The organism is Aeromonas sp. ASNIH1 (assembly GCF_002934285.1).
In the GTDB taxonomy this organism is placed as follows: Bacteria; Pseudomonadota; Gammaproteobacteria; order Enterobacterales; family Aeromonadaceae; genus Aeromonas; species Aeromonas caviae.
Genome location: NZ_CP026228.1, coordinates 2299507 through 2323261 on the forward strand (window position 1 = coordinate 2299507; position 23755 = coordinate 2323261).

Below are 23755 nucleotides of genomic sequence, written 5' to 3' on the forward strand. Positions count from 1 at the left end.
GGCGGCGAAAAAACGTGCCGATTGTGCGCCTCTAGCCTCCCCCGCGCAAGGGGTCAGGCAGGACGGTAGACGACCCGCACCAGGCCGCTTGGCAGCAGGGTGCTGGAGACGGGAGCGAGCCGATCGGGCAGGCCCCCGAGAAGAGCGACACCCCGGCCCCCAGGGTGACCGGGACCCAGAACAGGGTCAGCTCGTCGACGACCCTGGCCTGCAAACCCTGGCGCACCAGATCGCCGCCATCCAGATAGAGGTGGCGGCTCCCCTCCTGCCACAGATCCTCAAGCACCTGTGGCAGCGCCCCCTGCCGGAAGGAGACGCGGTCACGGGGAGCGGTCGGGCGATGGGTCAGCACCACCACGGGCTTGTTCCCGTAGGGCCACTCGGGAAAGGCGCTCACGGTGTCGTAGCTGTTGCGCCCCATCAGCAGAGTATCCGTGCTCGCCATCAGGGTCGCATAGCCGGTCGCCTCCTGGCTGTCGCCGCCATAGGGTGCCAGCCACGCCAGATCCCCGCCCTCCCCCGCGATAAAGCCGTCGAGGGAGAGGGCGAGGAAGGCACTGACCCGGGGGCGCTGCAGCTCAGTGCTCATGGTCGTGATGCTCGTGGCGGGAGGGGGCGCCGGACTCCAGGGTCTCCAGGATGGCGCAGTGCTCCGCCGAACGCGGGCCGCCGCAGCAGATGTCGGAGAGCTCCCTCAGGTTTTCGCGAAAACGGGTCAGCTCCACGATTTTCTGCTCCACCTGTTCGAGCTTGGCGTCGGCCACCGCCTTCACCTCCTGGCAGGTGACCTTGGCCTTGTTGGTGTCGAGGGCGAGCAGCTCGCCGATGTCCGCCAGGGAGAAGCCCACCGACTTGGCGCGGATGATGAACTCCAGCCGCCGCCTGTCCTGCTCGCCGTAGAGGCGATAGCCGGACTCGTTGCGAAGGCCCGGCGAGATGAGGCCGTTCTTCTCGTAAAAGCGCAGGGTGTCCGCCTTCACCCCGCACGCCTTGGCCAGTTCCCCGATCCGATACATAACCGCACTCCCCCATGGCGTCTCGCCAGACATGTGGTACTCAATATAAGCCGGCCTCCACTATCGCCCCTTTGCCCGGCGATTGCCAGCCAAAGGCAGGAAAGGGGCAGCTAACCCGGTCCATCCCGGTCCTTTATCCCCAAAACACTGAAAAGACAAACGTTTCACAAAAAATCACCGGAAAACGTTTAACGCCGCATCCCACAAGGCTTTGTCTCTTTAAAAAATCCACCACGGCTCACATTTTTTGTGTAGAATACGCGCCCACAAGAGAGCGTCGCGTCAAGCGGGCATTTCCTAAAACGCTTTTGCCAACAGTCAGCCTTCTGGCGAGAGTGGTTTGCGAAATCCCCCACTTCCATTTATTTGGGGACTCTCTGTGTTGAGCCTCGCCTCCCATGGAACGGTCCCCGTTATGCTGAGGACGATAGAGTGATGGAACAAGCTCGACCCATTCGCCGCGCACTGCTGAGTGTGTCTGACAAGACTGGCATCCTGGAATTTGCCAAGGCACTCGACGCGCGGGGTGTGGCCCTGCTCTCCACCGGTGGTACCGCCAAGCTGCTGGCCGATGCGGGCCTGCCGGTCACCGAGGTCTCCGACTACACCGGCTTCCCCGAGATGATGGACGGTCGGGTCAAGACCCTGCATCCCAAGGTGCACGGTGGCATCCTCGGCCGCCGCGACCGGGATGACGCCATCATGACCCAGCACGCCATCTCCCCCATCGACATGGTCGTCGTCAACCTCTATCCCTTCGCCGCCACCGTGGCCAAAGCCGGCTGCACCCTGGAAGACGCCGTCGAGAACATCGACATCGGCGGTCCGACCATGGTCCGCTCCGCCGCCAAGAACCACAAGGACGTCACCATCGTCGTCAAGGCATCCGACTATGACCGCGTCATCGCCGAGATGGATGGCAACGGCAACAGCCTGACCCTGGCGACCCGCTTCGATCTGGCCATCGCGGCCTTCGAGCACACCGCCGCCTACGACGGCATGATCGCCAACTACTTCGGCACCCTGGTGCCCTCCTACGGCGAGAACAAGGAAGGGGATGAAGAGTCCCGCTTCCCGCGCACCTTCAACGCCCAGTTCATCAAGAAACAGGACATGCGCTACGGCGAGAACAGCCACCAGGCTGCCGCCTTCTACGCCGAAGAGCAGGCCGCGCCGGGCTCGGTGGCGAGCGCCACCCAGCTGCAGGGCAAGGCCCTCTCCTACAACAACATCGCCGACACCGACGCGGCGCTGGAGTGCGTGAAGGAGTTCAGCGAGCCGGCCTGCGTCATCGTCAAGCACGCCAACCCCTGTGGCGTCGCCATCGGTGACGACCTGCTGACCGCCTACGATCGCGCCTACCAGACCGACCCCACCTCGGCCTTTGGCGGCATCATCGCCTTCAACCGCGAACTGGACGGCGACACCGCCGCGGCCATCGTGGCCCGCCAGTTCGTGGAAGTGATCATCGCCCCCAGCATCAGCCAGGCAGCCCGCGACGCGGTTGCCACCAAGCAGAACGTGCGCCTGCTGGAGTGCGGTCAGTGGACTGCCCCGGCGCAAGGCTTTGACCTCAAGCGCGTCAACGGCGGCCTGCTGGTGCAAGAGCGCGATCTCGGCATGGTGACCCTGGGGGATCTGACCGTGGTCAGCCAGCGCCAGCCGACCGAGGCTGAACTGAAAGACCTGCTGTTCTGCTGGAAGGTCGCCAAGTTCGTCAAATCCAACGCCATCGTCTACGCCAAGAATGGCCAGACCATCGGCGTGGGTGCCGGCCAGATGAGCCGCGTCTACTCTGCCAAGATCGCCGGCATCAAGGCCGAGGATGAAGGGCTGACCGTGGCGGGCTCCGTCATGGCCTCCGACGCCTTCTTCCCGTTCCGCGATGGCATCGATGCCGCCGCTGCCGCGGGCATCTCCTGCGTCATCCAGCCAGGTGGCTCGATGCGCGACCAGGAGGTGATCGACGCCGCCAACGAACACGGCATGTGCATGGTGTTCACCAACATGCGTCATTTCCGTCACTGACAGCCCAGGGCCGCCGATGGCGGCCCTGCCTCTTTAGCACCGGACCCTTTCCACTGGCAGTGCCACCGCAGCGCCAGTGAACTCAGACAGAAGCGAGCGAGACGATGAAAGTACTGATCATTGGCAACGGCGGCCGTGAACACGCCCTGGCCTGGAAGGCCAAACACTCCCCCCTGGTGACCCAGGTCTTCGTGGCACCGGGTAATGCGGGCACCCAGCTTGAGCCGGGCATCGAGAACGTCGCCATCCAGGCCACCGACATCGAGGGCCTGCTGGCCTTCGCCAAGGCGAACCAGATCGGCCTCACCATCGTCGGGCCGGAAGCCCCCCTGGTGAAAGGGGTGGTCGATGCCTTCCGCGCCGCCGATCAGACCATCTTCGGCCCGACCGCCGCCGCCGCCCAGCTGGAAGGCTCCAAGGCCTTCACCAAGGACTTCCTGGCCCGCCACGCCATCCCCACCGCCGATTACCAGAACTTCACCGAGGTGGAGCCAGCGCTGGCCTATCTGCGCGAGAAGGGCGCTCCCATCGTCATCAAGGCCGACGGTCTGGCCGCCGGCAAAGGGGTGATCGTCGCCATGACCCTCGACGAGGCGGAAGCGGCGGTGCGTGACATGCTCTCCGGCAATGCCTTCGGCGATGCCGGCGCCCGGGTGGTGATCGAGGAGTTCCTGGACGGGGAAGAGGCGAGCTTCATCGTCATGGTGGACGGCGAGCACGTGCTGCCCATGGCCACCAGCCAGGATCACAAGCGCGCCTTCGACGGTGACACCGGCCCCAACACCGGCGGCATGGGGGCTTACTCCCCGGCGCCCGTGGTGACCGACGAAGTGCACCAGCGCGTGATGGAACGGGTGATCATGCCGACCGTGCGCGGCATGGCGGCCGAGGGCAACGTCTACACCGGCTTCCTCTACGCCGGCCTGATGATCGATGCCGAGGGCAACCCCAAGGTGATCGAGTTCAACTGCCGCTTCGGCGACCCCGAAACCCAGCCCATCATGCTGCGGATGCAGTCCGATCTGGTGGATCTCTGCCTCGCCGCCTGTGCCGGCCAGCTGGATCAGAAGGAAGCCGTCTATGACCCCCGTGCCGCCATCGGCGTGGTGCTGGCAGCGGGTGGCTATCCCGGCGACTACGGCAGCAACCACCCCATCAGCGGCCTGCCGGTGGACGAAGTGGCAGGGGAGAAGGTGTTCCATGCAGGCACCCGCCTGGAAGGACACACCAGCCTGACCCAGGGTGGCCGCGTGCTGTGCGCCACCGCCCTCGGCCACACGGTGCAGGAAGCCCAGCAGCGGGCCTATGCCCTGGCTGGTCGCATCCAGTGGGACGGCATCTTCTATCGCAAGGACATCGGCTGGCGTGCCATCGAGCGCGAGCAGGCCGAATAAGGGCCGGATCCCGATCACTCAAAGGGCCTGCAGGCCCTTTTTTGTTGCACAGCGCCTGCACTGACAGTGGAATCGTCCATGTATGATGACTTTAATAAACAAAAACACCACAAAAGCTCACATAACGTTAAAAAACCGATGCGTGATAAATAATGGCAGCATGATTCACTGCCTGCGGCCCCTTCCTGGGCCAGATGCGCGCCCTTGTATCCCTGCCGGAGGCGAGATCCGGTGGCTGTTCTCTTTCGGCTACATTCCCACAGCAATCCCCTGCACAATTCGTCACAATTGGTCGCACTTTCTTCATACAATGATCGCCCTTTCATGGCATCATGATGCGTGAAACCGCACTCAAATGAGTGCTATAACAACCTGCAATCTCGTCGTCTCATAAGGAAATCCCATGCTGAAAACTGTGCGTCCCCTGCTGCTGCCCCTGATGTTCGGCCTGATGGCCCTGCCTGCCATGGCCGGCGATCTGGAGCAGCCGATGAAGAAGATCGGCTTCAACTACAAGCAGGCCGTCAAGGCCGACGACGCGGCCACCATGGAGAAATACATCAAGGAGATGAAGGCCCAGCTGGACGTCGCCAAGGGCAAGAACATGCCCGCCGCCAAGAAGGAGAAGTTCCTGGAAGGCATGACCGAAGTGCAGACCGAGCTGGATGCCAGCCTGGCAGCCCTCCAGGCCGGTGACGAAGCCAAGGCGCGCGAGCACCTGGCCAAGGTCAACGACCTGAAGAAGGAGTACCACAACTATGCCAAGCAGAAAGGCTGATCCCTTCCACTGGGATGCTCTGGTGCGCCTCACCCACTGGGGTGTGGCGGCCATCTGTATCGGCAATCTCTGGCTCAACGAGGCGGGCGAGGAGTGGCACGAGCGGATGGGATACGCCGTCATGGTGCTCATCGGCATACGCCTGCTGTGGGGGCTCACCTTCGCTCGCGGCCACGCCCGCCTGCGCGCCCTCATCCCGAGCCGGGAGGATTTTCGCCATCAGGCCGACGCCCTGCGCGAACGGACCCCGCCCACCCCTGGCCATCACGGCAGCGGCAAGCTGGCGGTCTGGGCACTCTGGCTGCTGGTACTCGCCACCGCAGGGACCGGCTGGTTCCAGAACACCGAGACCGGCTTCGATCTGGGGGCGGACGACTGGCACGAGTGGTGCACCTGGGCACTCCAGGGCATGATCGCCCTGCACCTGTGCGCCATCGCCTACACCTCCTGGCGCCAGCGCAGCAACCTGGTCACCCGCATGCTGCCAGGGCGTCGTGCCCGGGCCAGTGCCGGGCAGCAGGAACCCAACGTCTGAACGTTCACGGGGCCCTGCGGGGCCCCTGTTCATCCCCTTCGCTACCCGCTTGACGGATCTCGCACCGATCTGCTCCCCTCTGCATCCTCCTGCTGCCACCGAATGGCATGAAAGCATTTTCATTCACATTTCTTCATTAATTCAGCTTGTTCGATTTTCAACCACGTCGATTTCATGAATGCTACGGAGCTGAACGAGGTTGTTTGTTGTCCGTTCGACTACACGACAGTGATACGTCAATAACAAGATCTAAGGGAAAATCGTCATGCACAACACACTGTTTCGAACCGCCCTGCTGGCGGCGGCACTCGGCTCTTTCAGCCACACTGCCAGCGCCGAAGGGGTCATGGTTCACCTGTTCCAATGGAAGTTCAACGACATCGCCAACGAGTGCGAGACCGTGCTCGGGCCCAAGGGGTTCGGTGGCGTCCAGATCACCCCACCCGCCGAGCACAAGCAGGGCAGCCAGGTCTGGTGGACCGTCTATCAACCGGTCAGCTTCAAGAATTTCAACAGCTTTGGCGGTAGCGAGGCAGAGCTCAGGAGCATGATCGCCCGCTGCAACGCGGCCGGGGTCAAGGTCTATGCCGACGCCGTCTTCAACCAGCTGGCATCGGGTTCCGGCACCGCCACCGGCGGCGGCAGCTACAACTCGGGGCAATACCAATATCCCCAGTTCGGCTACAACGACTTCCACCACAGCGGCGACATCACCAACTACGGCGACAGCAACAACGTCTGGAACGGCGCCCTCTACGGCATGCCGGACCTCAATACCGGCTCATCCTACGTCCAGGATCAGATCGCCACCTACATGAAGACCCTGCTCGGCTGGGGCGTGGCGGGCTTTCGCATCGATGCGGCCAAGCACATGGCGCCGGCCGATGTGAAGGCCATCCTCGACAAGGCGGGCAGCCCCAGGGCCTACCTGGAGGTGATCGGCGCAGGCGGGGAGTCCCCCGACATTCAGCCGGGCCGCTACACCTATATCGACACCGTCACCGACTTCAAATACGGCACCGATCTTGCCGCCAACTTCAATGGCCAGATCAAGAACCTCAAGACCCTGGGCGAGAGCTGGGGCCTGCTCCCCTCCAACAAGGCCTTCGTCTTCGTGGTCAACCACGACCGCGAACGCGGCCACGGCGGTGGCGGCATGCTCACCTTCATGAGCGGTGCCCGCTACGATCTGGCCAACACCTTCATGATGGCCTGGCCCTATGGCTGGAAGCAGGTGATGTCGGGCTATCGCTTTGAAAACATGGGCACCTATGAAACCGACAAGGGGGCGCCGGGCAGCACGCCCTGCACGGACAGCCAGTGGAACTGCGAACAGCGCCGACCGACCATCATGAACATGGCCCTGTTCCACAACCGGACCGAAGGCCAGCCCGTCAGCAACTGGTGGGACAACGGCAACAACCAGATAGCCTTCAGCCGCGGTGACAAGGGCTTCGTCGCCATCAACAACGAGAGCGGCAGCCTGGTAGCCTCGGTGCAGACCGGCCTGCCGGCCGGCGAGTACTGCAACCTCCTGGGGGGCAATGACTACTGCAGCGGCGGTTATGTCACCGTCGATGGTAGCGGCAAGGCCAGCCTGAACGTCCCCGGCATGAAGGCGGCCGCCATCATCGCCGGTTGCACCAAGGCCAGCCCCTGCGGCGGTTCCGTCCTGCCGGGCAACAAGTTCAGCAGCATGAACCTGCGCGGCACCCACAACGCCTGGGGCAACACCCCCATGACCGTCGATGCCAACCGTGTCTGGTCCGCCACCCTCACCCTGACCGGCACCGGTGACGCCACCGGTGCCCAGCGCTTCAAGTTCGACGTCTTCGGCAACTGGGCCGAGAACTACGGCGACAACGAAGGGGATGGCATCGCCGACAAGGGCAGCAGCAAGGATATCCTGGTCAGCGGGGCGGGCACCTACCGCATCACCCTGAGCGAGAGCGATCTGCGCTACACGGTCACCCCCCTCACCAGCAACCAGGCACCGGTCGCCGCCCTCTCTCCCAAAACCCTCAGCGTCAAGGCGGGGGAGAGCGTGGTGTTCGACGCCTCCGCTTCCAGCGATGATGGCGGCGTGGTGAGCTACAGCTGGTCCAGCGGGGGCACCGCCACCACGGAGACAGTCCGGTTCGATACCCCGGGTACCCATACCGTGACGGTCACCGTGACCGATGCGGAAGGGTTGACCGCCAGTGCCAGCGCCACCGTGACCGTCACCGACGACAACGGCACCTACGCCAGCGTACTGCCCACCCTGAACTTCCGCGGTACCCCCAATGCCTGGGGATCCCTTGCCATGACGCTGATCGCCGACAATCAGTGGGAAGCCCTTGTCACCTTCGACGGTCAGACCAACCAGCGCTTCAAGTTCGACGTCAAGGGGGACTGGACCCAGAACTACGGCGACACCAACAAGGACGGCGTGGCCGAACTGACCGGCAGTGACATCCTCACCCCGGTCATCGGCCAGTACCGGATACGTTTCAACGATCAGACCCTGCAATACAGCCTGACTCCGGTGAGCGTCACCTATGCCAAGAATGTCGCCAGCCTCAACATTCGCGGCACCACCAACAACTGGGGTACCACCCCCATGTCCCTGGTCGGGGATCACCTCTGGCAGGCCAGCGTCACCTTCACCGGCAGCGGTGATGGCAACGGCGGCCAGCGTTTCAAGTTCGACGTCAAGGGAGACTGGACCCAGAACTACGGCGACACCAACAAGGATGGCGTGGCCGAGCTGGCCGGGGCAGACATCACCACGGCAGTGGTCGGTGCCTATGTGGTGCGCTTCAACGACCAGACCCTGGCCTACAGCCTGAGCGCCCAGTAAGGCTGGACACACGCCAGGGCCATTTTGCCCCGGCGCCGAACCAGGCCTCCCGCCATCGGCGGGAGGCCTTTTTCATGGCTCCATGACCCGTTCCCCGCCAGCCTGTCGGCAGGCATACTGATCCTTCATCCCCATGCAGGAGCACATATGAAACAGTTGAACACCCTCAAGGCCGAGGGACGGATCGAGGAAGCCCGTCAGCACGGTCTGCTGCAACTCATCGCGCACCCGGCCCACGCCGAGCTGCATTACGAAGTGGCCGGACTGCACGACATGCTGGGGCGAGAGGCCGAGGCCATTCCCCTCTATCAGAAGGCCGTGTCGCTGGGGCTTGGCGAGGCGTCGCTGCGTGGGGCCCTGCTTGGACTTGGCAGCTCCTATCGCACCACGGGCCGTCATGCCGAGGCGCTGGCCACCTTTGACGAGGCCCTGGCCCGCTTCCCCGATGCCGTGGAGTTCAAGGTGTTTCGTGCCATGACCTGCTACAACCTGGGGCGCAGCAAGGAGGGGATGGAGACGCTGCTGGGGATCCTCGCGACCACCACCACGGATCCCGCCCTGCTTCCCTACCGGCGCGCCATGGCGCTCTATGCCGAGGATCTGGACAGACGCTGGTGAGCGCCAGAAACGACAAAGCCGCTCAAAAGAGCGGCTTTGTCTGAAAATGGTGGCCCCTGGGGGACTTGAACCAACGACCAATCGATTATGAGTCGACTGCTCTGACCAACTGAGCTAAGGGGCCATTGATGCTGGTTAGCGGCGTGGATTATATTAACCAAACAATATCAATCACTTGAGTTTTGTGACTGTATTATCTTGCCTCAAGTCGTATCCGGTAGCTTCACTCCAAGTACACTTGAAAGTACACTTTGAAAATATTGAAGTGCACTTAGCGAGGTTGCCATCCAATGCCATTGACTCACAGCGAAGTAAACGCGCTACCCGCGAAAAAGAACCCATATTTTCAGACTGACGACAATCGCACCCGAGGGGAAGGGAGATTAGGGGTACAGGTATTCCCTAGCGGCACAAAGACCCTGACGTTTCGCTATAGGCGAGATGGGAAGTGGGCATTTATACCGCTTGGTAGCTTCCCAAACCTCAGCCTTGCCGATGCCCGCGAAAAGGCCAAGGCGTTTGGCCAGATGATCCGTGATGGCCTAGACCCCAAAGATGAGCTGGCTCGTCAAGCAAAGGAGCGGGAGCAAGAAAAGCGGGAGCGTGAGCAGCAAGGAACCATTGAGCAGTTATTCAAAAGCTATACCGAGCAGATGAAGAAGGACGGGAAGCGCACCCATGAGGCTGTATTGGTGGCTTTGGAGAAAGAAACCTATCCAGTGATCAAACCCACGACCAAAGCCAAGGACGTGACCCCGCACGACATCAAAGTGATCCTGGCGCATATGATTCGCCGTGGTGCTGATACCCAATCCAATCGTGTCAGAAGTTACCTGATGGCGGCGTTTAATTACGGCCTCAAGCATGACAACGACCCCGCCAACTTCATAGACGATGCCAAATTTGGCTTGGTGCTTAATCCGGTGGCTGCCATACCCAAGCAAAAGGCCGCCGAGCGTGTCGGGGAACGCTTCCTGACGTGGGCAGAGGCTCGCAAATTGCTTGATGATATGGAGCAGTCCACTAGCCTAGGCTTGACCCTGCGTAGCCTGATCCGGCTTTGTTTCTTCACGGGTGGCCAACGCCCTTATGAACTGGCCGCCTCACGCTGGGCAAGTATCGACTGGGAAGCCAAAACCTTGACCATTACCGCCGAGCTTTCCAAGAATGGCCGCCCTCACTTGATCCCACTCACTGATAGCGCCTTGCGGGTGTTGAGAGAGCAGCAAGCGGCAACGGGGGATAGTCCCTTTATCTTTGCCCACGCCACCAAGCCGAGCGAACCAATGCCGATGGCTTCACTTAGCCAAGCGATTGATCGTTACCGCAAACGCGCCGAGATGGCGCACTTTATCCCCCGTGATTTCCGCCGAACCTGTAAAACTCTGATGGGCGAGCTGGGCATAGCCAAAGATCTGCGCGACCGCCTACAGAACCACGCCCTGAATGACGTATCCAGTAAACACTATGACCGCTATGAGTATCTTCCAGAAAAGCGGCGAGCCTTGGAGCTATGGGAGCGGCGGTTGTTGGATCTGGCAGCGGATACTGTGATTTCCGTTAACTTCGGGGGGCGTGGGTTATCTTCCTGACGCCAAAGGCGTTACTATGCTGATTAGTTATCGCCATGTTAAGGCTGGCATAGCTGATGCAAATCAATGGGGGATTACCGGATAATGCGCATATTACCGATCTTATTTGTCCTGAGTACAGCTACAGTGGCCTCTGAGGAGGTGATTGATATGACGCCCTTCACCGCAAAGCTAAGGAAGGTGCGAATAAGTCATATGGCACGAGAGCATTTACTGGTAACCCATTGATATTAAATGACTAAAATTTTCATTTTTTGTTCGTGGGATACTTGTTCGCACTTTCCCTAGGCTGTGGGTCAGGCCACTCTTGGCATCGACACCAATGTGGGCCTTCATGCCAAAGTGCCACTGATTGCCTTTCTTGGTCTGATGCATCTGCGGATCGCGTTGCTGCTCTTTGTTCTTGGTCGAGCTGGGTGCCTCAATGATGGTGGCATCGACCAAGGTGCCTTGAGTCATCATGACGCCTGCTTCGGCCAGCCAGCGATTGATGGTCTTGAACAATTGGCGGGCCAGTTGATGCTGCTCCAGCAGGTGGCGGAAATTCATGATGGTGGTGCGGTCCGGCAAGGCGCTATCCAGGGATAACCGGGCAAACAGACGCATGGAGGCGATTTCGTACAGAGCATCTTCCATCGCGCCATCGCTCAGGTTGTACCAATGCTGCATGCAGTGAATGCGTAGCATGGTTTCCAGCGGATAAGGTCGCCGGCCATTACCAGCCTTGGGATAAAACGGCTCGATGACTTCCACCATGTTTTGCCATGGCAGAATCTGCTCCATGCGGGACAAGAAAATCTCTTTTCTGGTCTGACGGCGCTTACTGCTGAATTCACTGTCGGCGAAGGTGAGCTGATGACTCATGATGAACCCTTTTTCATGGCTCCAGATGACAAACATGATCTCATATCAGGGACTTGTTCGCACCTTCCCTAGCAATGGGCAGATTTGGAGCATCATCTCGTATGTTGGGCTTCGCTACGCTCTGCGCCAACCGACACGAAATGAAGCCAACGTTTAACGCGAAACGTATCTGCATATTTGTTTTACCGAGCGATCTAATCCATGTTTATCCCGCTTTGGTTGATGTGAACATGCTCATCGGCTGGGCTTCGTTAGGTTCTGCACCAACCGGCAAAAAACACGCTACCGCCCCTGAATTTCAGCCTCCAGCCTGCTGCGCTTTCCCTGTGGCTCCGGTCTGGTTCATGGCTGACTCCGACAAGAGGTGATCCTGATGGCCATGTTACCGAACGGAGCTGGTTAGGGAAGGGGGATCGGGCGATTTCTCGGGCAAGATCAATAAATTGGGGGGCCCGCGGGGCCTGCGTCAGGTTGGATAAGAAGGCTCTCAAGGTGCAACGCTTTCCCGCTTTCCCGCTTTCCCGCTTTCCCGCTTTCCCGCTTCCCGCTCAACGCTCAACGCTCAACGCTCAAGGCCTAACGCCCAATATTCACGGTGTATGGATGGGGGAGTGAGGTCATTGCCCTGCCGAGTGCCATGCGGTGCAGCCGAGAGGGGTGGCCTGGCACGGGCGAGCAGGTGGTTGGGAGGGGGCGAAAGAGCCGCGGGTTCAGTCGAGGACTCGAATTTGAAACCCGCTCAGACGCCCATGCACCACCCAAAAGAGGGGCCCGCTGCCGGTGGCGGCAGGGGCCCGTTTTCATTGTTAGCGCACGGTCTTTGGGTCTGGTTTCCTCCGTGAAGGCTTAGCGGGCCAGCAGGGGTTGGCTGCTGGTCAGGGTGGTGCTGGTTGGCCGGGTGGCGGGATGCTGCTGGAACTGGCGCACCAGCCGCTCCAGGTTCCCGAGCAGCTTCACGAGGGCAATGATGCCCTGCACGGCGTGGCGGCTGCCCTGGCTGGAGTCATCGGCCAGACGCTTGATGTCCAGCACGCTGTGATGGATGTCCTGGGTGACCAGGGATTGCTCCTGCATTGCCTGGGCTATCTGGTTGCTGCCTGCGGTCACCTGCAACAGGCGTTCGCTGATCTGTTGCAGGATATCGCCAGTGGCGGCGGCCTTGAGGCGGCAACTGGCGGAGAGCTGTTCCCCTTGCGCCATGGCCTGCTGGGCATCGTCGGCGCTGGCCTGCAAGAGGCTTATCATCTGCTGGATCTCGCCGGTGGAGGATTGGGTCTTGATGGCCAGGGTGCGGATTTCGTCCGCCACCACCGAGAAGCCGCGACCGGACTCGCCCGCCCGGGCCGCCTCGATGGCCGCATTGAGGGCCAGCAGGTTGGTCTGGTTGGCGATGTTGTTGATGACGTCCAGGATGCCGTCGATGGCGCGGCACTGGCTGGCCAGCGCCTCTATCACGGCGCGGGAGGTGAGCAGCTCGCCGTGAACCCCTTCCACCGCCGCCACGGTATCGAGCACGCTGCGATTGCCCTCCCGAAACAGCACGGCGGTGTTGTCCAGGCTGTCCGAGGAGGCGCTCGAGCTGTGGGAGACTTCGCGAATGGACGCCGTCATCTCGGTGATGGCGGTCGCGACCTGGTTGGTCTGGGCCTGCTGTTGCTGCAGGTTGCCGGTGATGGACTCGGCATTGTTCAGATCCGTCTGCGCCGCCTGCACGATCTGCTGGCAGGTCTGCTGGGTGCGGGCCAGCACCGCATTGAACTCGGCCTGGTTCATCTTCATGGCGAGCTCGACGGCAGCCAGACGATCGACCCGGCCGGTATACAGCAGTTGCATCAAGGGGTTGTCGAAACGGTGGCGGGTCAGGGTCTCCAGCCGGGCGAGGCGCCGGGAGAGGGTCTGGCAGATGACGAGCGCAACCACCAGGGGCAGGGCGCCGATGAGCAGAGGCCAGCCCGGGCCGTGCTGATAGCCGAGGGTGACCAGACTGGCCAGCAGCGCCATCAGGCAGAGGTGGATCCCCAGGGTGTGGCAGCAGGGAGGCAGGCGCAGGGCCCGGGGGGTCTTGCCGCGGCGCATCTCGTCATAGACCCGCTCCGCACGCTGCTTGATCGCGTCGTCCGGCGCCGTGCGCACCGACTGGTACTCCACCACCTTGCCGCTTGCGTCCTGAATGGGGGTGACGAAGGCGTTGACCCAGTAGTGATCCCCGTTCTTGCAGCGGTTCTTGACCGGGCCCATCCAGCTTTTGCCTTCCCGCAGATGGCGCCACATGTCGGCAAACGCCTGGGGCGGCATGTCGGGGTGGCGGACCAGGTTGTGGGGGGCCCCTTGCAGCTCCTCCAGGGTGAAGCCGGCTATCTGGCAGAACTCGTCGTTGGCATAGGTGATGCGGCTCTCCAGATCCGTGGTGGAAATCAGGTTCTGGTGCGACGGGTAGAGGCGTTCACGCTGGGTAACGGGTTGATTGACTCTCATGGTACTTCCTGCCTGACAGAGGAAAGAGAGTCTGGTTGCAATTCGTACACCAGAGTGCCCAAAAACGCTTAAATTGCGTTCTATATGTCTCTTTTGTGCTCAAAGCCCGTTGATGGGGGAACATGGCCCGGGCTCGCGTCCGCCCCTGCCGTCAGGATTCGCTTTTTGGGAGCCGTTTTGGCAATGGCGGGGCGGGTTTCGCAATTTGGCAAGGCGGGGCCGGGGCCTCCGCCAGCCTCAGGCGGGCAGATCCGGCTCGCTGACCGGGGCCGGCATCTGGGTCTCTATCTGCAGGTGGGTGGAGAGCAGGGTCTTCAGATCCTGCAGGTACTCCTCTAAAGGGGGCTCGTCCAGCAGCAGGGCAAGCTCGTTGCCGATGGGGGTGAGCCGGTAATAGAGCAGGGTGAGGTTGCTCTGGCGTTGGCGCAGACGCCAGCGTTGGTTGCCAAAGGCCAGCTCGACCCCGTCGGCGGGCAGGGGGCCGGATTCGAGTTCGCCACGGTGCAGCAGCCCGAGATCGCACAACAGCAGCAGGGCGCTGTAGGGCACCCGGTATTTGCCGAGCCCCATCCGGGTGACCTTGGCGCGACTGAGCAGGCTGGCCCCCTTGTGCATGCCCAGCAGCAGGCGCTGCTCGTCGCTGCCCTCGTAGTGGCAGGAGAGGGCGCAGATGCGCTGGAACAGCTGGGCTTCGCGCTGGGTCATCTCCTTGAGGGTGTTGAGGGCCCGGATGGAGAAGCGGCCCGGTGTCGCCACTTCCAAGGCGAAGATGCGACCCCACAACTGCTGCATGGGGGTCATGCTGATGTCTTCGGCCAGTTGCAGGAAGCGGGTGAGCCAGTCGCTGTCTATCTCGCCGCCGGCTGCAGTCTCTTCGCAGTGGCGCGCGGCCATCACCATGATGGATTCCAGATTGCGCTGGCGTGTGGCCTGCTCCGCCAGCTGGCGGAAGGTGGCGCGCTGCTCGAAGGTGCTGTCGCTGTTGCGGGTGAGCATGCCATCGATGCCGCGGCTGCGGGCCAGGCGCAGGGTCTGCTCCTGGCTGCTCAGGATGGAACTCTCTTTCTTGGGGGGCAGGTCAGCCATGCTGGCTCCGTGATGGCAAGGTCTGGTAGTGAATGTTACTCCAACCAGATCCATGAACAATCCCTTTGCCGGGGTCGTCACGGGATAAAAAATGGCCTCCCGGGGGAGGCCATCAGGGGCTCACTCTTCGTAGACGCTGACCTCGACCGCGTCCATGGAGTAGGAAGCGGTGGCCATCTCGTGGCTGGAGCTGACGGTGTGCATCTTGCCCTTGACCCAGATGGCGTCCCAGAGGTCATCCACCGGCGCCCCCTTGGGGTAGCTCACGTAGATCACCTGGTTGGTGGGCGGGGGCGGCACGTGAATGCAGGCGCCAAAGTAGGGGACCAGCAGGAAGGCTGTGATGGTCTTGGCATCCCCTTCCAGGGGCACTACGAACCCGGGGATCCGCACCTCCTGATTGTCCAGCTTCTTGTTGACGCCCCCCACCGGCTGCGGCACCGAGGAGAAGTCGCCATCATGGCTGACCTGGGGCGGTGGCAGCAGTTTTTCCCCCTCCGGGATGAGGATATCCCAGTCGATGGTCTTGTAATCTGCAGCCATGGCAGGCAGCACCAGCAGGCTGGCCAGCAGCGCCACTATTTTCCACTTCATCATCTGTTCTTCTCTCTTGGTCGGATGCGTCGGGTCAGACGCGAATGCTCATGCCGTCGCTCAGGCTGTAGCGGTAAGCGCGGGCGGCAGGCAGCAGCCCGATCACCATGCCCGCCAGCCAGACCAGGCCCAGCAGTTGCCACTCATAGGCGCTCGGCAGACCCAGGCTCATTTGCAGGCCATAGTGGCTGAGCAGCCAGGGGCTAGCAAGCCCCTGACCGAGATAGAGCGCGGCCACCCCGAGGGCGATGCCCGCCGTGGTGAGCGCCATCGCCTCCAGCGCCAGCAGCAGGAAGAGGTGGGCAGGGCCCGCCCCCAGGGAGCGCAGAATGGCGAGCTCGCGGCGCCGCTCGTTGAGGCCGGCGAGCAGGGTGGTCAGCATGCCGATGAGGCCCGCCACCACCACGAAGCCCGCGATCACCGACAGGGCGGTCTCCGCCACGCTCATCAGCCCCCAGAGCTCCTGCAGGGCGGCCCCCGGCAGGATGGCCATCAGGGGCTCCCTGGGATAGGTGTTGACGCTGCGTTGCAACTGGAACGCCAGGATCCGGTTGCTCAGCCCCACCATGAAGGCGGTGATGGTCTTGGGGGTGAGATCCAGCGCCATCGCCTGTTCCGGGGTCACGTTCTTGCTGTGACGACCGGTGTCCCAGCCCAGATGGATCGCCTCTATGCCCGCCAGCGGCACATGAATGGTGCGATCGATGGGGGTGCCGGTGGGGGCCAGGATCCCCACCACCTTGAATGGCATGTTGTCGTGCTGGCTGAACGAGGTGTTGCCGGCGCCATGGGCGATGACGATGGATTGATCCAGGTGATAGCCGAGCTTTTCGGCCACCTGGGCACCCAGCACCGCTTCAAACGGTGTTTCGAAGGGGCGACCTTCGCGCAGGACGAGCGCCTGCTGCTGGCCGTACTTCAGGTGGGTGAAGTAGTCCCCATTGGTGCCGAGCACGCGAAACCCCTTGTGGGAGTCGCCAAGGGAGAGGGGGATGGTCCAGGCGATACCGGGCCTGGCCTTGATGGCCTGGTAGGAGTCCCAGCCCACGTTGTTGGTGGGGTTGCCGATGCGAAACACCGAATAGAGCAGCAGGTTCACCTGGCCGGAGCGGGCGCCGACGATGAGATCGGTGCCGGAGACGGTGTTGGCGAAGCTGTCCCGTGCCTGACTGCGCACCCGCTCCACCCCGAGCAGCAGGGTGACGCTGATGGCGACGGCCAGCAGGGTGAGCCCGGCGGTGAGGCGACGGGCCCAGAGACTTTGCAGGGCGAGTTTCAGCATGAGAGCCTCCGCAGTGAAGGGGAGATGGCCGGACGGGCTGCGAGATGATGGCGTGTGGTCATGCCGCCCTCCGGTTGAGCTGTTGCAGGTTCTCCACCCGGGGGAAGAGGGGCTCCAGATAGGGATCGTGACTGACGAAGACCAGGGTAGATCCCTGTTTGTCGCACTCCTCGAACAGCAGCCGGATGAAGGCGGCCCGGTTGTCGGTGTCCAGGGCCGAGGTGGGCTCGTCGGCGATCACCAGAGGAGGGGAGCCTATCAGGGCGCGGGCGGCGGCGACTCGCTGCTGCTGGCCGATGCTGAGGGCGTGGACGGGGCGATGGAGTGCCTCATCCGGCAGTTGCAGTTCTGCCAGCAGGCGGCGCGCCTCCTGCTCGGGGCTCCCTGTCAGGCGGGCCCGCTTGGCGGGTGAAAAGGTGAGGGCAGCGGTGACGTTGTCCTGCACCGAGAGAAACGGCAGCAGATTGAACTGCTGGAAGATGTACCCCAGATTGGCCGCCCGGAACTGGTCACGAGCGCGGCTGGAAAGCCGGGCCAGGGGCTGGCCCAGCACCTCCAGGGTGCCGTGGTTGGCGGTCTGGATACCGGCCAGCAACCCGAGCAGGGTGGACTTGCCACAACCCGATGGGCCCTTGATGAAGACGCGCTCACCCTCGTGGATGCGAAGGGCGGGCAGATCGAGGACGGCTTCGTGACCCGGCCAGGCAAAGGCCAGATCACGGATCTCAACCACGGCATGTTTCATGGTGTTACCAGCCCAGTTTGTTGGCGGACGGAGTCAGTTCGGCGGCGGTCTGGCCGGTGGGCAGTATGCCCTGCACGCTCAGCTTCTCCAGGCTCGGGTAGAGGCTGAACAGGGTGGCCTCGAGACCGGTGAGCTTGGCCGGGGTAGCGCAGGTGTAGGTGTACATGGCCCCCATGTCCGCATGGCCCGCGTCGTCGTGATGGTGTTCATCGTGAGCGCCATCAGCCTTGTCGTGCTCGTGCTCGTGCTCATGGTCATGGTCATGGTCATGATCTTCCTTGGCGGCCTGCAGCTCTTGCTGGGTCAGCTTGCAGCCGGCGGCCGGGTCGAAACGGAAGAGGGCGTCGGGCTGCTGGAGGCGGGCCACCGCCTTGGCATACTGCGCTTTCTCCTCATCGGTGTTGGCGGCATGCTCGAAGCCCACCAGATCGGCGGCAGGGGCCTGCAACTCGATCATCAGCTGGTTGCCGTCGAGTACCAGGTTGAGGTGGCCGTGACCGTGCTCATGGGCACCGTGGCTGTGGCTTTCGTGTTCGTCGTGATGGGCCTGGGCGCCGAAGGCGGCAGCGGCCAGCAACAGGGTGACTGCTTTCATCGTTAATCCTTTTGAATAAATAGAGAAAAGATTGGTTCAAAAAAAGAAACAATGAAGGGGCGGCGGGGCGCGGATACGGCGATGTCCCGTGGTGCCGGTGGCCGCCCTCGGTTGGGGAGTGCCGATATACCGGTCGATGCCAGAGGAGAGGGGAGGGAGTACGGGGGTCGGCGTCAGTGCCAGCTTGCCATCCAGATGCAGGACGCAGAGGGTGCAGGCATGACCGTGATCGGGCAGGGCAGCTTCAAGAGGGTGCTGTGCCAGCACCGGTTGCATCCACAACCAGCCCAGCAGCAACACCCAGATTGTCAGTGTGGAACGACCCATAGACCCTTGTGGAAAGGGCGCCATCAGCGCCCTTCTCTCTGATTCAGAGATGGGACTGGATGAGCCCCATCACCTTGGTTATCTCGGCGGCATTGAGCTGGCCATCTTTGGCAAACAGCACCTTGCCCTCTTTATCCAGCAGTATGATGGCCGAACTTTCCGGGGTGAGCGCCCAGGCGTTGCGGGCCATCCCCTTGGCATCCAGCACCATGGCGGACCAGGGGAACTCTTTCTTGCTGTCCTCGGCACTGCTCTTCACGAAACCGGACGTGCCCCAGATGGCGTCATTGCTGTTGATGATGGTGACGGTCTGGTACTTGTCGTGGGGCAGCTTGGCCGCCTTGATCGCCTCGATCATGGGGGCATTGAGCTCCTTGGCGCTGGAGCGACCCGCAATGTGCTGGATCAGGAAGACCTTGCCGGTCAGGACCTTGCTCTGCCAGGGCTGATAGCTGATCTCCTTCTCCTTGAGCACCAGCTCCCCCTTGTCGCTGATGTTGACCAGCGGTACCTGGGTTGATTCCTTGATGTTGTGGGCCATGACCAGGGTTGGCAGCAGCGCCAGAGTAAGCACGAGATGTTTCATCCGGATGACACTCCTTTGTGATGTTATAACGATTTTTGGGTCGAGGGAATGGGACCCTGAACATCCTAAACTGATCGGATCTGTTTAAAAAGTGTTAAATAATGCAGGGTGCGACGGTGATCTTGTCAACATGGGCGCCATCCCCCCAATGACGGCGGCAAGGATGGCATGTCATCCATCAAAAGCAAGTGATGGTCAGAAGAGGCTAGTAGAGCGGTTCACTGATCAAGGGAATCTGGGCCATGGTCATCTGCTGGGCCAGCAGGGGAGAACCGGTGAGCAGCACGTGGCGCTGATTGCCGATCACCAGGGTGTCTCCCTCAAGGCCGCTGTCGGCCGTGATGGCGAGCCAGGCCGGCGAGACGCTGCCGATGCTGATGTTCGGATAGATGATGCTGAGGCTGTACTGGGGCGCCAGCTCCGCCAGCAGACTGGCCATGAGCAGCGCCTTCTCGTCGCTGTCGGCCTTGTTGTCCTGCAGGGCCTGCAAGGGCGGAGCGAAGTGGTCCATCTGCTCGGGCGGGGTGGGGATGCCGCTCAGCCACTCCTGCAGCAGGGTGACGCTGGTGGCGAGATCCTTGGCCGAAAACTGCTGTGCCAGGGGTTTGAGGTCTCCCTTGAACTGATAGAACAGCTGGGAGTAGTTGGGGCGCACACAGGGCAGCTTCTGATTGGCCGGGTGAACGCAGGGCTGGACCCGCATCTCGTAGAAGGCGTCCTCCTGATATTGCCGGTAGGCCTGCCAGAACTGGGCGGATTCGAGGCTGCTGTCGTGCAGGGTAAAGGCCTGTTCCAGGTTGCGGAACTTGGTGGCCGTCTCCGGGCTGTGCTGGTTGATCTGGTTGATGCTGTTGTAGAGGCGTGGACTGATGTAGGAGTAGAGTGTTTCCAGCGGGAAGTTGAGGGCGGTGTCGAGCTGTGTCATCTCGTGACGGCTGGCTGAAAAGGTGCGCTCATCCGCCGTCAATTGCAGGTGCTTTTGCTGACCATCTGCAGATTGCCACTGCCAGCTCAGGTTGATCTCGTTGGCCTGCGCCATGGTGCCGAAGAGCAGACTGCACAGAAAGCCTTGTGCCAGTTTCATGGTGCGCCTCCGCCTGGGTTGATAATAAACAACTAGGTGAGTGACCGGCATTTGGATTGGTCTGGTGACAGATATATTGGTAATTATCTGATCTGACTTTAAATTTAATTCAGGAAATAAGTCATGGGGGAAATCATCATGAAGCTTGTTTCACGGTTTCTGCTGATATTGGTGGCCACGCCGGCGCTGGCGGGGCAGGTCATCGTCAATCAGGGATTGTCCAGCGCGGATACCTTCGCCCTGCGGGATCAGCTGGCCCGGGAGCATGAATGGCAGGAGTGGCTGCGATTCCAGCAGGCCATCAAGTGGCTGGAGGTGCTGCCGGTCAACTGCGATCTGGTGGGAGGTGCCGGTCAGGAATATCGCTGCGGCGATGACTATTACCGCCCCTATCGGCAAAATGGGCGCGACCTCTATATCCAGGGGGATCCCCCCGGAGCGTCCCCGCAACGACCAATAAAAAAGGCGCCATAAGGCGCCTTTTTTGCGAGGAATACGCTTATTTTGCAGCGTAACGCTCGGCAGAGGTCTTGATTTCGGCTTCGGCAGCGGCCTTGTCGCCCCAACCTTCCACCTTGACCCACTTGCCCGCTTCCAGCTCTTTGTAGCGCTCGAAGAAGTGCTGGATCTGGGCTTTCAGCAGCTCGGGCAGATCGTTCACATCCTGGATGTGATCGTACTGCTTGGTCAGCTTGGAGTGGGGTACGGCCACGATCTTGGCGTCTTCGCCAGATTCGTCGGTCATCTTCAGCACGCCGACCGGGCGGCAGCGGATGACGGAGCCGGCCAGCAGCGGGTAGGGAGTCGGAACCAGCACGTCGACCGGATCCCCGTCCAGGGACAGGGTGGCGTTCACGTAACCGTAGTTGCACGGGTAGAACATCGGGGTGGACATGAAACGGTCAACGAAGATGGCGCCGCTGTCCTTGTCGACTTCGTATTTGATCGGGTCGGCGTTCTGCGGGATTTCGATGATGACGTAGATGTCGTCAGGCAGGCTCTTGCCGGCCGGTACCAGGTTCAGGCTCATGACGTTTCCTTTGAGTGTTGGAGTCAAGTTTGCAGGCCGACATTATAGCGATGTCCCGTCAAATGACCATATTTCAAGGGCCGGGTGGCGTGCTGGAGGATGGCTTTTACCCGCGCTTGCCCGATTTCTGTCGTCTGCGGGCGCCGATGCCTTCGCTCCCCATGGGCGCGGCTTGTGCCACCGGGTCAACAGACCCTAGAATGCGCACTCCCTTTACTGGAAAAGGCAGCGGTATGCACATTCACATTCTCGGGATCTGCGGCACCTTCATGGGTGGTCTGGCGGTGTTGGCAAAACAGCTTGGCTATCGGGTGACCGGCTCCGACGCCAACGTCTATCCCCCCATGAGCACCCAGCTCGAGCAACAGGGCATCGAACTGACCGAAGGCTACGACCCCTCCCAGCTCGATCCGGCGCCGGATCTGGTGGTGATCGGCAATGCCATGAGCCGTGGCAACCCCTGTGTGGAATATGTGCTGGACCGCAATCTGCCCTATATCTCCGGCCCTCAGTGGCTGCTGGAGCACGTGCTGAAGGATCGCTGGGTGCTGGCCGTCGCGGGCACCCATGGCAAGACCACCACCGCCAGCATGCTGGCCTGGGTGCTGGAGTATGCCAAGCTGGAACCCGGTTTCCTCATCGGCGGCGTGCCGGGCAACTTCCCGGTTTCCGCCCGTCTCGGCTCGGCTCCTTTCTTTGTGATTGAAGCGGACGAATATGACTGCGCCTTCTTCGACAAGCGATCCAAGTTCGTGCACTACCACCCGCGCACCCTGGTGATGAACAACCTGGAGTTCGACCACGCCGACATCTTCCCGGATCTCGCCGCCATCCAGCGCCAGTTCCACCACCTGATGCGCACCGTGCCGAGCAACGGCCGGGTGCTCTTCCCCAAAGGTGATGACAACCTTACCGCCGTGCGCGAGATGGGCTGCTGGAGCGAGGTGGAGCTGGTGGGCCAGGACGACGCCAAGTGGAAGGCGGTGAAGCTGGCCGATGACGGCTCCGCCTTCGAGGTGTGGCTGGATGGCGTGAAACAGGGGGAGGTGCACTGGGAGTGCATCGGCGAGCACAACATCAACAACGGTCTGATGGCCATCGCCGCCGCCCGTCATGCCGGTGTCATGGTGGAGCACGGGATCAACGCCCTCTGCCAGTTCAAGTCCCCCAAGCGGCGCATGGAGCTGAAAGGGGAAGTGGCCGGCATCAGCGTCTATGACGACTTCGCCCACCACCCCACCGCCATCGAGACCACCCTGGGCGGCCTGCGCGCCAAGGTGGGCAAGGCCCGCATCATGGCGGTGCTGGAGCCCCGCTCCAACACCATGAAGCTCGGGGTTCACAAGGAGGAACTGGCCGGTTGCTTCGACGGTGCCGACGAGGTGTTCTTCTTCCAGCCCCCCAACATCGGCTGGGATCTGGGGGAGGTGACGGCCCACATGACCCGGCCTGCCCGAGTATTCGAGGCCCTTGATGCCCTGATTGGCGCCCTGGTGGCCGAGAGCCGCCCAGGGGATCATATTCTGATCATGAGCAACGGCGGCTTCGGCGGCATTCACGACAAGCTGATCGCCCGCCTGAAGGAGCTGCAGAGCGCATCATGAACAAGGCCATCACCCTGGCGCTGACCGGCGCCTCCGGCGCTCCCTATGCCCTGCGCCTTCTGGAATGCCTGGTGCAGGCGGACTATCGGATCTTCCTGCTCGCCTCCTCGGCGGCCAGGGTTGTGCTCAAGACCGAGCAACAGCAGGATTGGCCGGGCTCCCCCAGGGAGCTGTCGGCGTACCTCTGTCGCCATTATGGTGCCAAAGAGGGTCAGATCGTCGCCTGCGGCAAGGAGGAGTGGTTCTCGCCGGTGGCTTCCGGCTCGGCGGCCCCCAAACAGATGGTGGTCTGCCCCTGCTCCATGGGCACCGTCTCGGCCATTGCCAACGGCACCTCGGACAACCTGCTGGAGCGGGCGGCGGACGTGGTGATCAAGGAGCGAGGCCAGCTGATTCTGGTGCCCCGGGAGAGCCCCTTCTCGGCGATCCATCTGGAGAACATGCTCAAGCTTGCCCGTCTTGGCGTGACCATCATGCCGGCGGCGCCAGGGTTCTACCATGAACCCAAAAGCATCGAGGATCTGGTGGACTTCATGGTCGCCCGCATCCTCGACCACCTGGGTGTCGAGCATGAGTTGACCAGTCGCTGGGGTTATGCCAACCACTGATACGGTGGGGAGCGGACAAAAAAGCGGCGCCGGGCTGTAAAGCCCGGCGCCGCTTTGTCAACATCTGCGCGA

21 protein-coding genes, 1 tRNA gene and 2 pseudogenes are annotated in these 23755 nt (G+C 61.9%); 10 read left to right on the top strand and 14 right to left on the bottom strand.

The window, feature by feature from the left end; all coding sequences use genetic code 11:
* Positions 1 to 53 precede the first annotated feature (53 nt).
* Positions 54 to 589, bottom strand: a pseudogene (locus C2U37_RS11200) (dihydrofolate reductase family protein).
* Complete coding sequence (zntR, locus tag C2U37_RS11205) at positions 579 to 1016, bottom strand: Zn(2+)-responsive transcriptional regulator (protein WP_104452293.1); 438 nt, start codon at positions 1014 to 1016, stop codon at positions 579 to 581. Before zntR ends, C2U37_RS11200 begins: the two are co-directional and overlap by 11 nt.
* A 435-nt stretch (positions 1017 to 1451) precedes the next feature.
* Here zntR and purH point away from each other — a divergent pair, with 435 nt between their 5' ends.
* From purH to C2U37_RS11235, 6 genes are all read left to right on the top strand, one after another.
* Positions 1452 to 3044: a bifunctional phosphoribosylaminoimidazolecarboxamide formyltransferase/IMP cyclohydrolase gene (gene purH, locus C2U37_RS11210; protein WP_104452294.1), complete on the top strand. Its 1593-nt coding sequence runs from the start codon at positions 1452 to 1454 to the stop codon at positions 3042 to 3044.
* Between the two features lie 104 nt (positions 3045 to 3148).
* Positions 3149 to 4438 carry a phosphoribosylamine--glycine ligase gene (gene purD, locus C2U37_RS11215; protein ID WP_104452295.1) on the top strand — a complete coding sequence of 430 codons (1290 nt, stop codon included), beginning with the start codon at positions 3149 to 3151 and terminating at the stop codon, positions 4436 to 4438.
* Positions 4439 to 4841: 403 nt separating this feature from the next.
* A complete protein-coding gene (locus C2U37_RS11220; RefSeq protein WP_010675612.1) occupies positions 4842 to 5216 on the top strand; it encodes a cytochrome b562 in 375 nt (124 codons plus the stop codon).
* The gene (locus C2U37_RS11225; RefSeq protein ID WP_103243703.1) at positions 5197 to 5751 is read left to right on the top strand and encodes a cytochrome b/b6 domain-containing protein; all 555 of its coding nucleotides are present in this window, start codon (positions 5197 to 5199) and stop codon (positions 5749 to 5751) included. Before C2U37_RS11220 ends, C2U37_RS11225 begins: the two co-directional genes overlap by 20 nt.
* A gap of 265 nt (positions 5752 to 6016) precedes the next feature.
* On the top strand, positions 6017 to 8593 hold the full coding sequence (locus C2U37_RS11230; RefSeq protein WP_104452296.1) for an alpha amylase C-terminal domain-containing protein: 2577 nt from the start codon (positions 6017 to 6019) through the stop codon (positions 8591 to 8593).
* A gap of 147 nt (positions 8594 to 8740) precedes the next feature.
* On the top strand, positions 8741 to 9211 hold the full coding sequence (locus C2U37_RS11235) for a tetratricopeptide repeat protein (protein WP_049636100.1): 471 nt from the start codon (positions 8741 to 8743) through the stop codon (positions 9209 to 9211).
* A gap of 47 nt (positions 9212 to 9258) precedes the next feature.
* Here the strand turns inward: C2U37_RS11235 and C2U37_RS11240 are convergent.
* A tRNA-Ile gene (locus C2U37_RS11240) sits at positions 9259 to 9335 on the bottom strand.
* A gap of 166 nt (positions 9336 to 9501) precedes the next feature.
* Between C2U37_RS11240 and C2U37_RS11245 the strand changes: the two genes are divergently transcribed.
* On the top strand, positions 9502 to 10803 hold the full coding sequence (locus C2U37_RS11245; protein WP_069784219.1) for a tyrosine-type recombinase/integrase: 1302 nt from the start codon (positions 9502 to 9504) through the stop codon (positions 10801 to 10803).
* A 285-nt stretch (positions 10804 to 11088) separates the two neighbouring features.
* On the opposite strand, the pseudogene C2U37_RS11250 reads toward C2U37_RS11245, so the two are convergent.
* The 10 genes and pseudogenes from C2U37_RS11250 to C2U37_RS11300 all read right to left on the bottom strand — a co-directional run.
* Positions 11089 to 11667, bottom strand: a pseudogene (locus C2U37_RS11250) (IS5-like element IS5B family transposase); the annotation flags it as partial.
* An 846-nt stretch (positions 11668 to 12513) separates the two neighbouring features.
* Complete coding sequence (locus tag C2U37_RS11260; protein WP_104452297.1) at positions 12514 to 14142, bottom strand: methyl-accepting chemotaxis protein; 1629 nt, start codon at positions 14140 to 14142, stop codon at positions 12514 to 12516.
* A gap of 237 nt (positions 14143 to 14379) precedes the next feature.
* Positions 14380 to 15228, bottom strand: coding sequence for a TIGR03899 family protein (locus tag C2U37_RS11265; RefSeq protein ID WP_042016317.1), 849 nt, complete (start codon positions 15226 to 15228; stop codon positions 14380 to 14382).
* A 120-nt stretch (positions 15229 to 15348) separates the two neighbouring features.
* Positions 15349 to 15825, bottom strand: a complete 477-nt coding sequence (locus C2U37_RS11270) for a DUF3299 domain-containing protein (protein ID WP_010675589.1) — start codon at positions 15823 to 15825, stop codon at positions 15349 to 15351.
* A gap of 31 nt (positions 15826 to 15856) precedes the next feature.
* Positions 15857 to 17104, bottom strand: a complete 1248-nt coding sequence (locus C2U37_RS11275; protein ID WP_039040840.1) for an ABC transporter permease — start codon at positions 17102 to 17104, stop codon at positions 15857 to 15859.
* Between the two features lie 58 nt (positions 17105 to 17162).
* Entirely contained in the window at positions 17163 to 17849 is a 687-nt protein-coding gene (locus C2U37_RS11280) for an ABC transporter ATP-binding protein (RefSeq protein ID WP_042016315.1), read from the bottom strand.
* 4 nt (positions 17850 to 17853) lie between these two features.
* Positions 17854 to 18444, bottom strand: a complete 591-nt coding sequence (locus tag C2U37_RS11285) for a DUF2796 domain-containing protein (RefSeq protein WP_104452298.1) — start codon at positions 18442 to 18444, stop codon at positions 17854 to 17856.
* A 36-nt stretch (positions 18445 to 18480) separates the two neighbouring features.
* Entirely contained in the window at positions 18481 to 18771 is a 291-nt protein-coding gene (locus tag C2U37_RS11290) for a hypothetical protein (RefSeq protein WP_080988551.1), read from the bottom strand.
* Positions 18772 to 18814: 43 nt separating this feature from the next.
* Positions 18815 to 19357, bottom strand: coding sequence for a YtfJ family protein (locus C2U37_RS11295; RefSeq protein WP_104452299.1), 543 nt, complete (start codon positions 19355 to 19357; stop codon positions 18815 to 18817).
* A 205-nt stretch (positions 19358 to 19562) separates the two neighbouring features.
* Entirely contained in the window at positions 19563 to 20441 is an 879-nt protein-coding gene (locus C2U37_RS11300) for a hypothetical protein (RefSeq protein WP_010675584.1), read from the bottom strand.
* A 123-nt stretch (positions 20442 to 20564) separates the two neighbouring features.
* On the opposite strand from C2U37_RS11300, the gene C2U37_RS11305 reads away from it, so the two are divergent.
* Positions 20565 to 20915 carry a hypothetical protein gene (locus C2U37_RS11305; RefSeq protein ID WP_010675583.1) on the top strand — a complete coding sequence of 117 codons (351 nt, stop codon included), beginning with the start codon at positions 20565 to 20567 and terminating at the stop codon, positions 20913 to 20915.
* Between the two features lie 25 nt (positions 20916 to 20940).
* On the opposite strand, the gene ppa is transcribed toward C2U37_RS11305, so the two are convergent.
* Positions 20941 to 21471 carry an inorganic diphosphatase gene (gene ppa / locus C2U37_RS11310; RefSeq protein WP_005335667.1) on the bottom strand — a complete coding sequence of 177 codons (531 nt, stop codon included), beginning with the start codon at positions 21469 to 21471 and terminating at the stop codon, positions 20941 to 20943.
* 233 nt (positions 21472 to 21704) lie between these two features.
* On the opposite strand from ppa, the gene mpl reads away from it, so the two are divergent.
* Together mpl and C2U37_RS11320 are read left to right on the top strand one after the other, a co-directional pair.
* Positions 21705 to 23075 carry a UDP-N-acetylmuramate:L-alanyl-gamma-D-glutamyl-meso-diaminopimelate ligase gene (gene mpl, locus C2U37_RS11315; protein WP_104452300.1) on the top strand — a complete coding sequence of 457 codons (1371 nt, stop codon included), beginning with the start codon at positions 21705 to 21707 and terminating at the stop codon, positions 23073 to 23075.
* Positions 23072 to 23683, top strand: coding sequence for a flavin prenyltransferase UbiX (locus C2U37_RS11320; RefSeq protein ID WP_104452301.1), 612 nt, complete (start codon positions 23072 to 23074; stop codon positions 23681 to 23683). Before mpl ends, C2U37_RS11320 begins: the two co-directional genes overlap by 4 nt.
* Positions 23684 to 23755 lie beyond the last annotated feature (72 nt).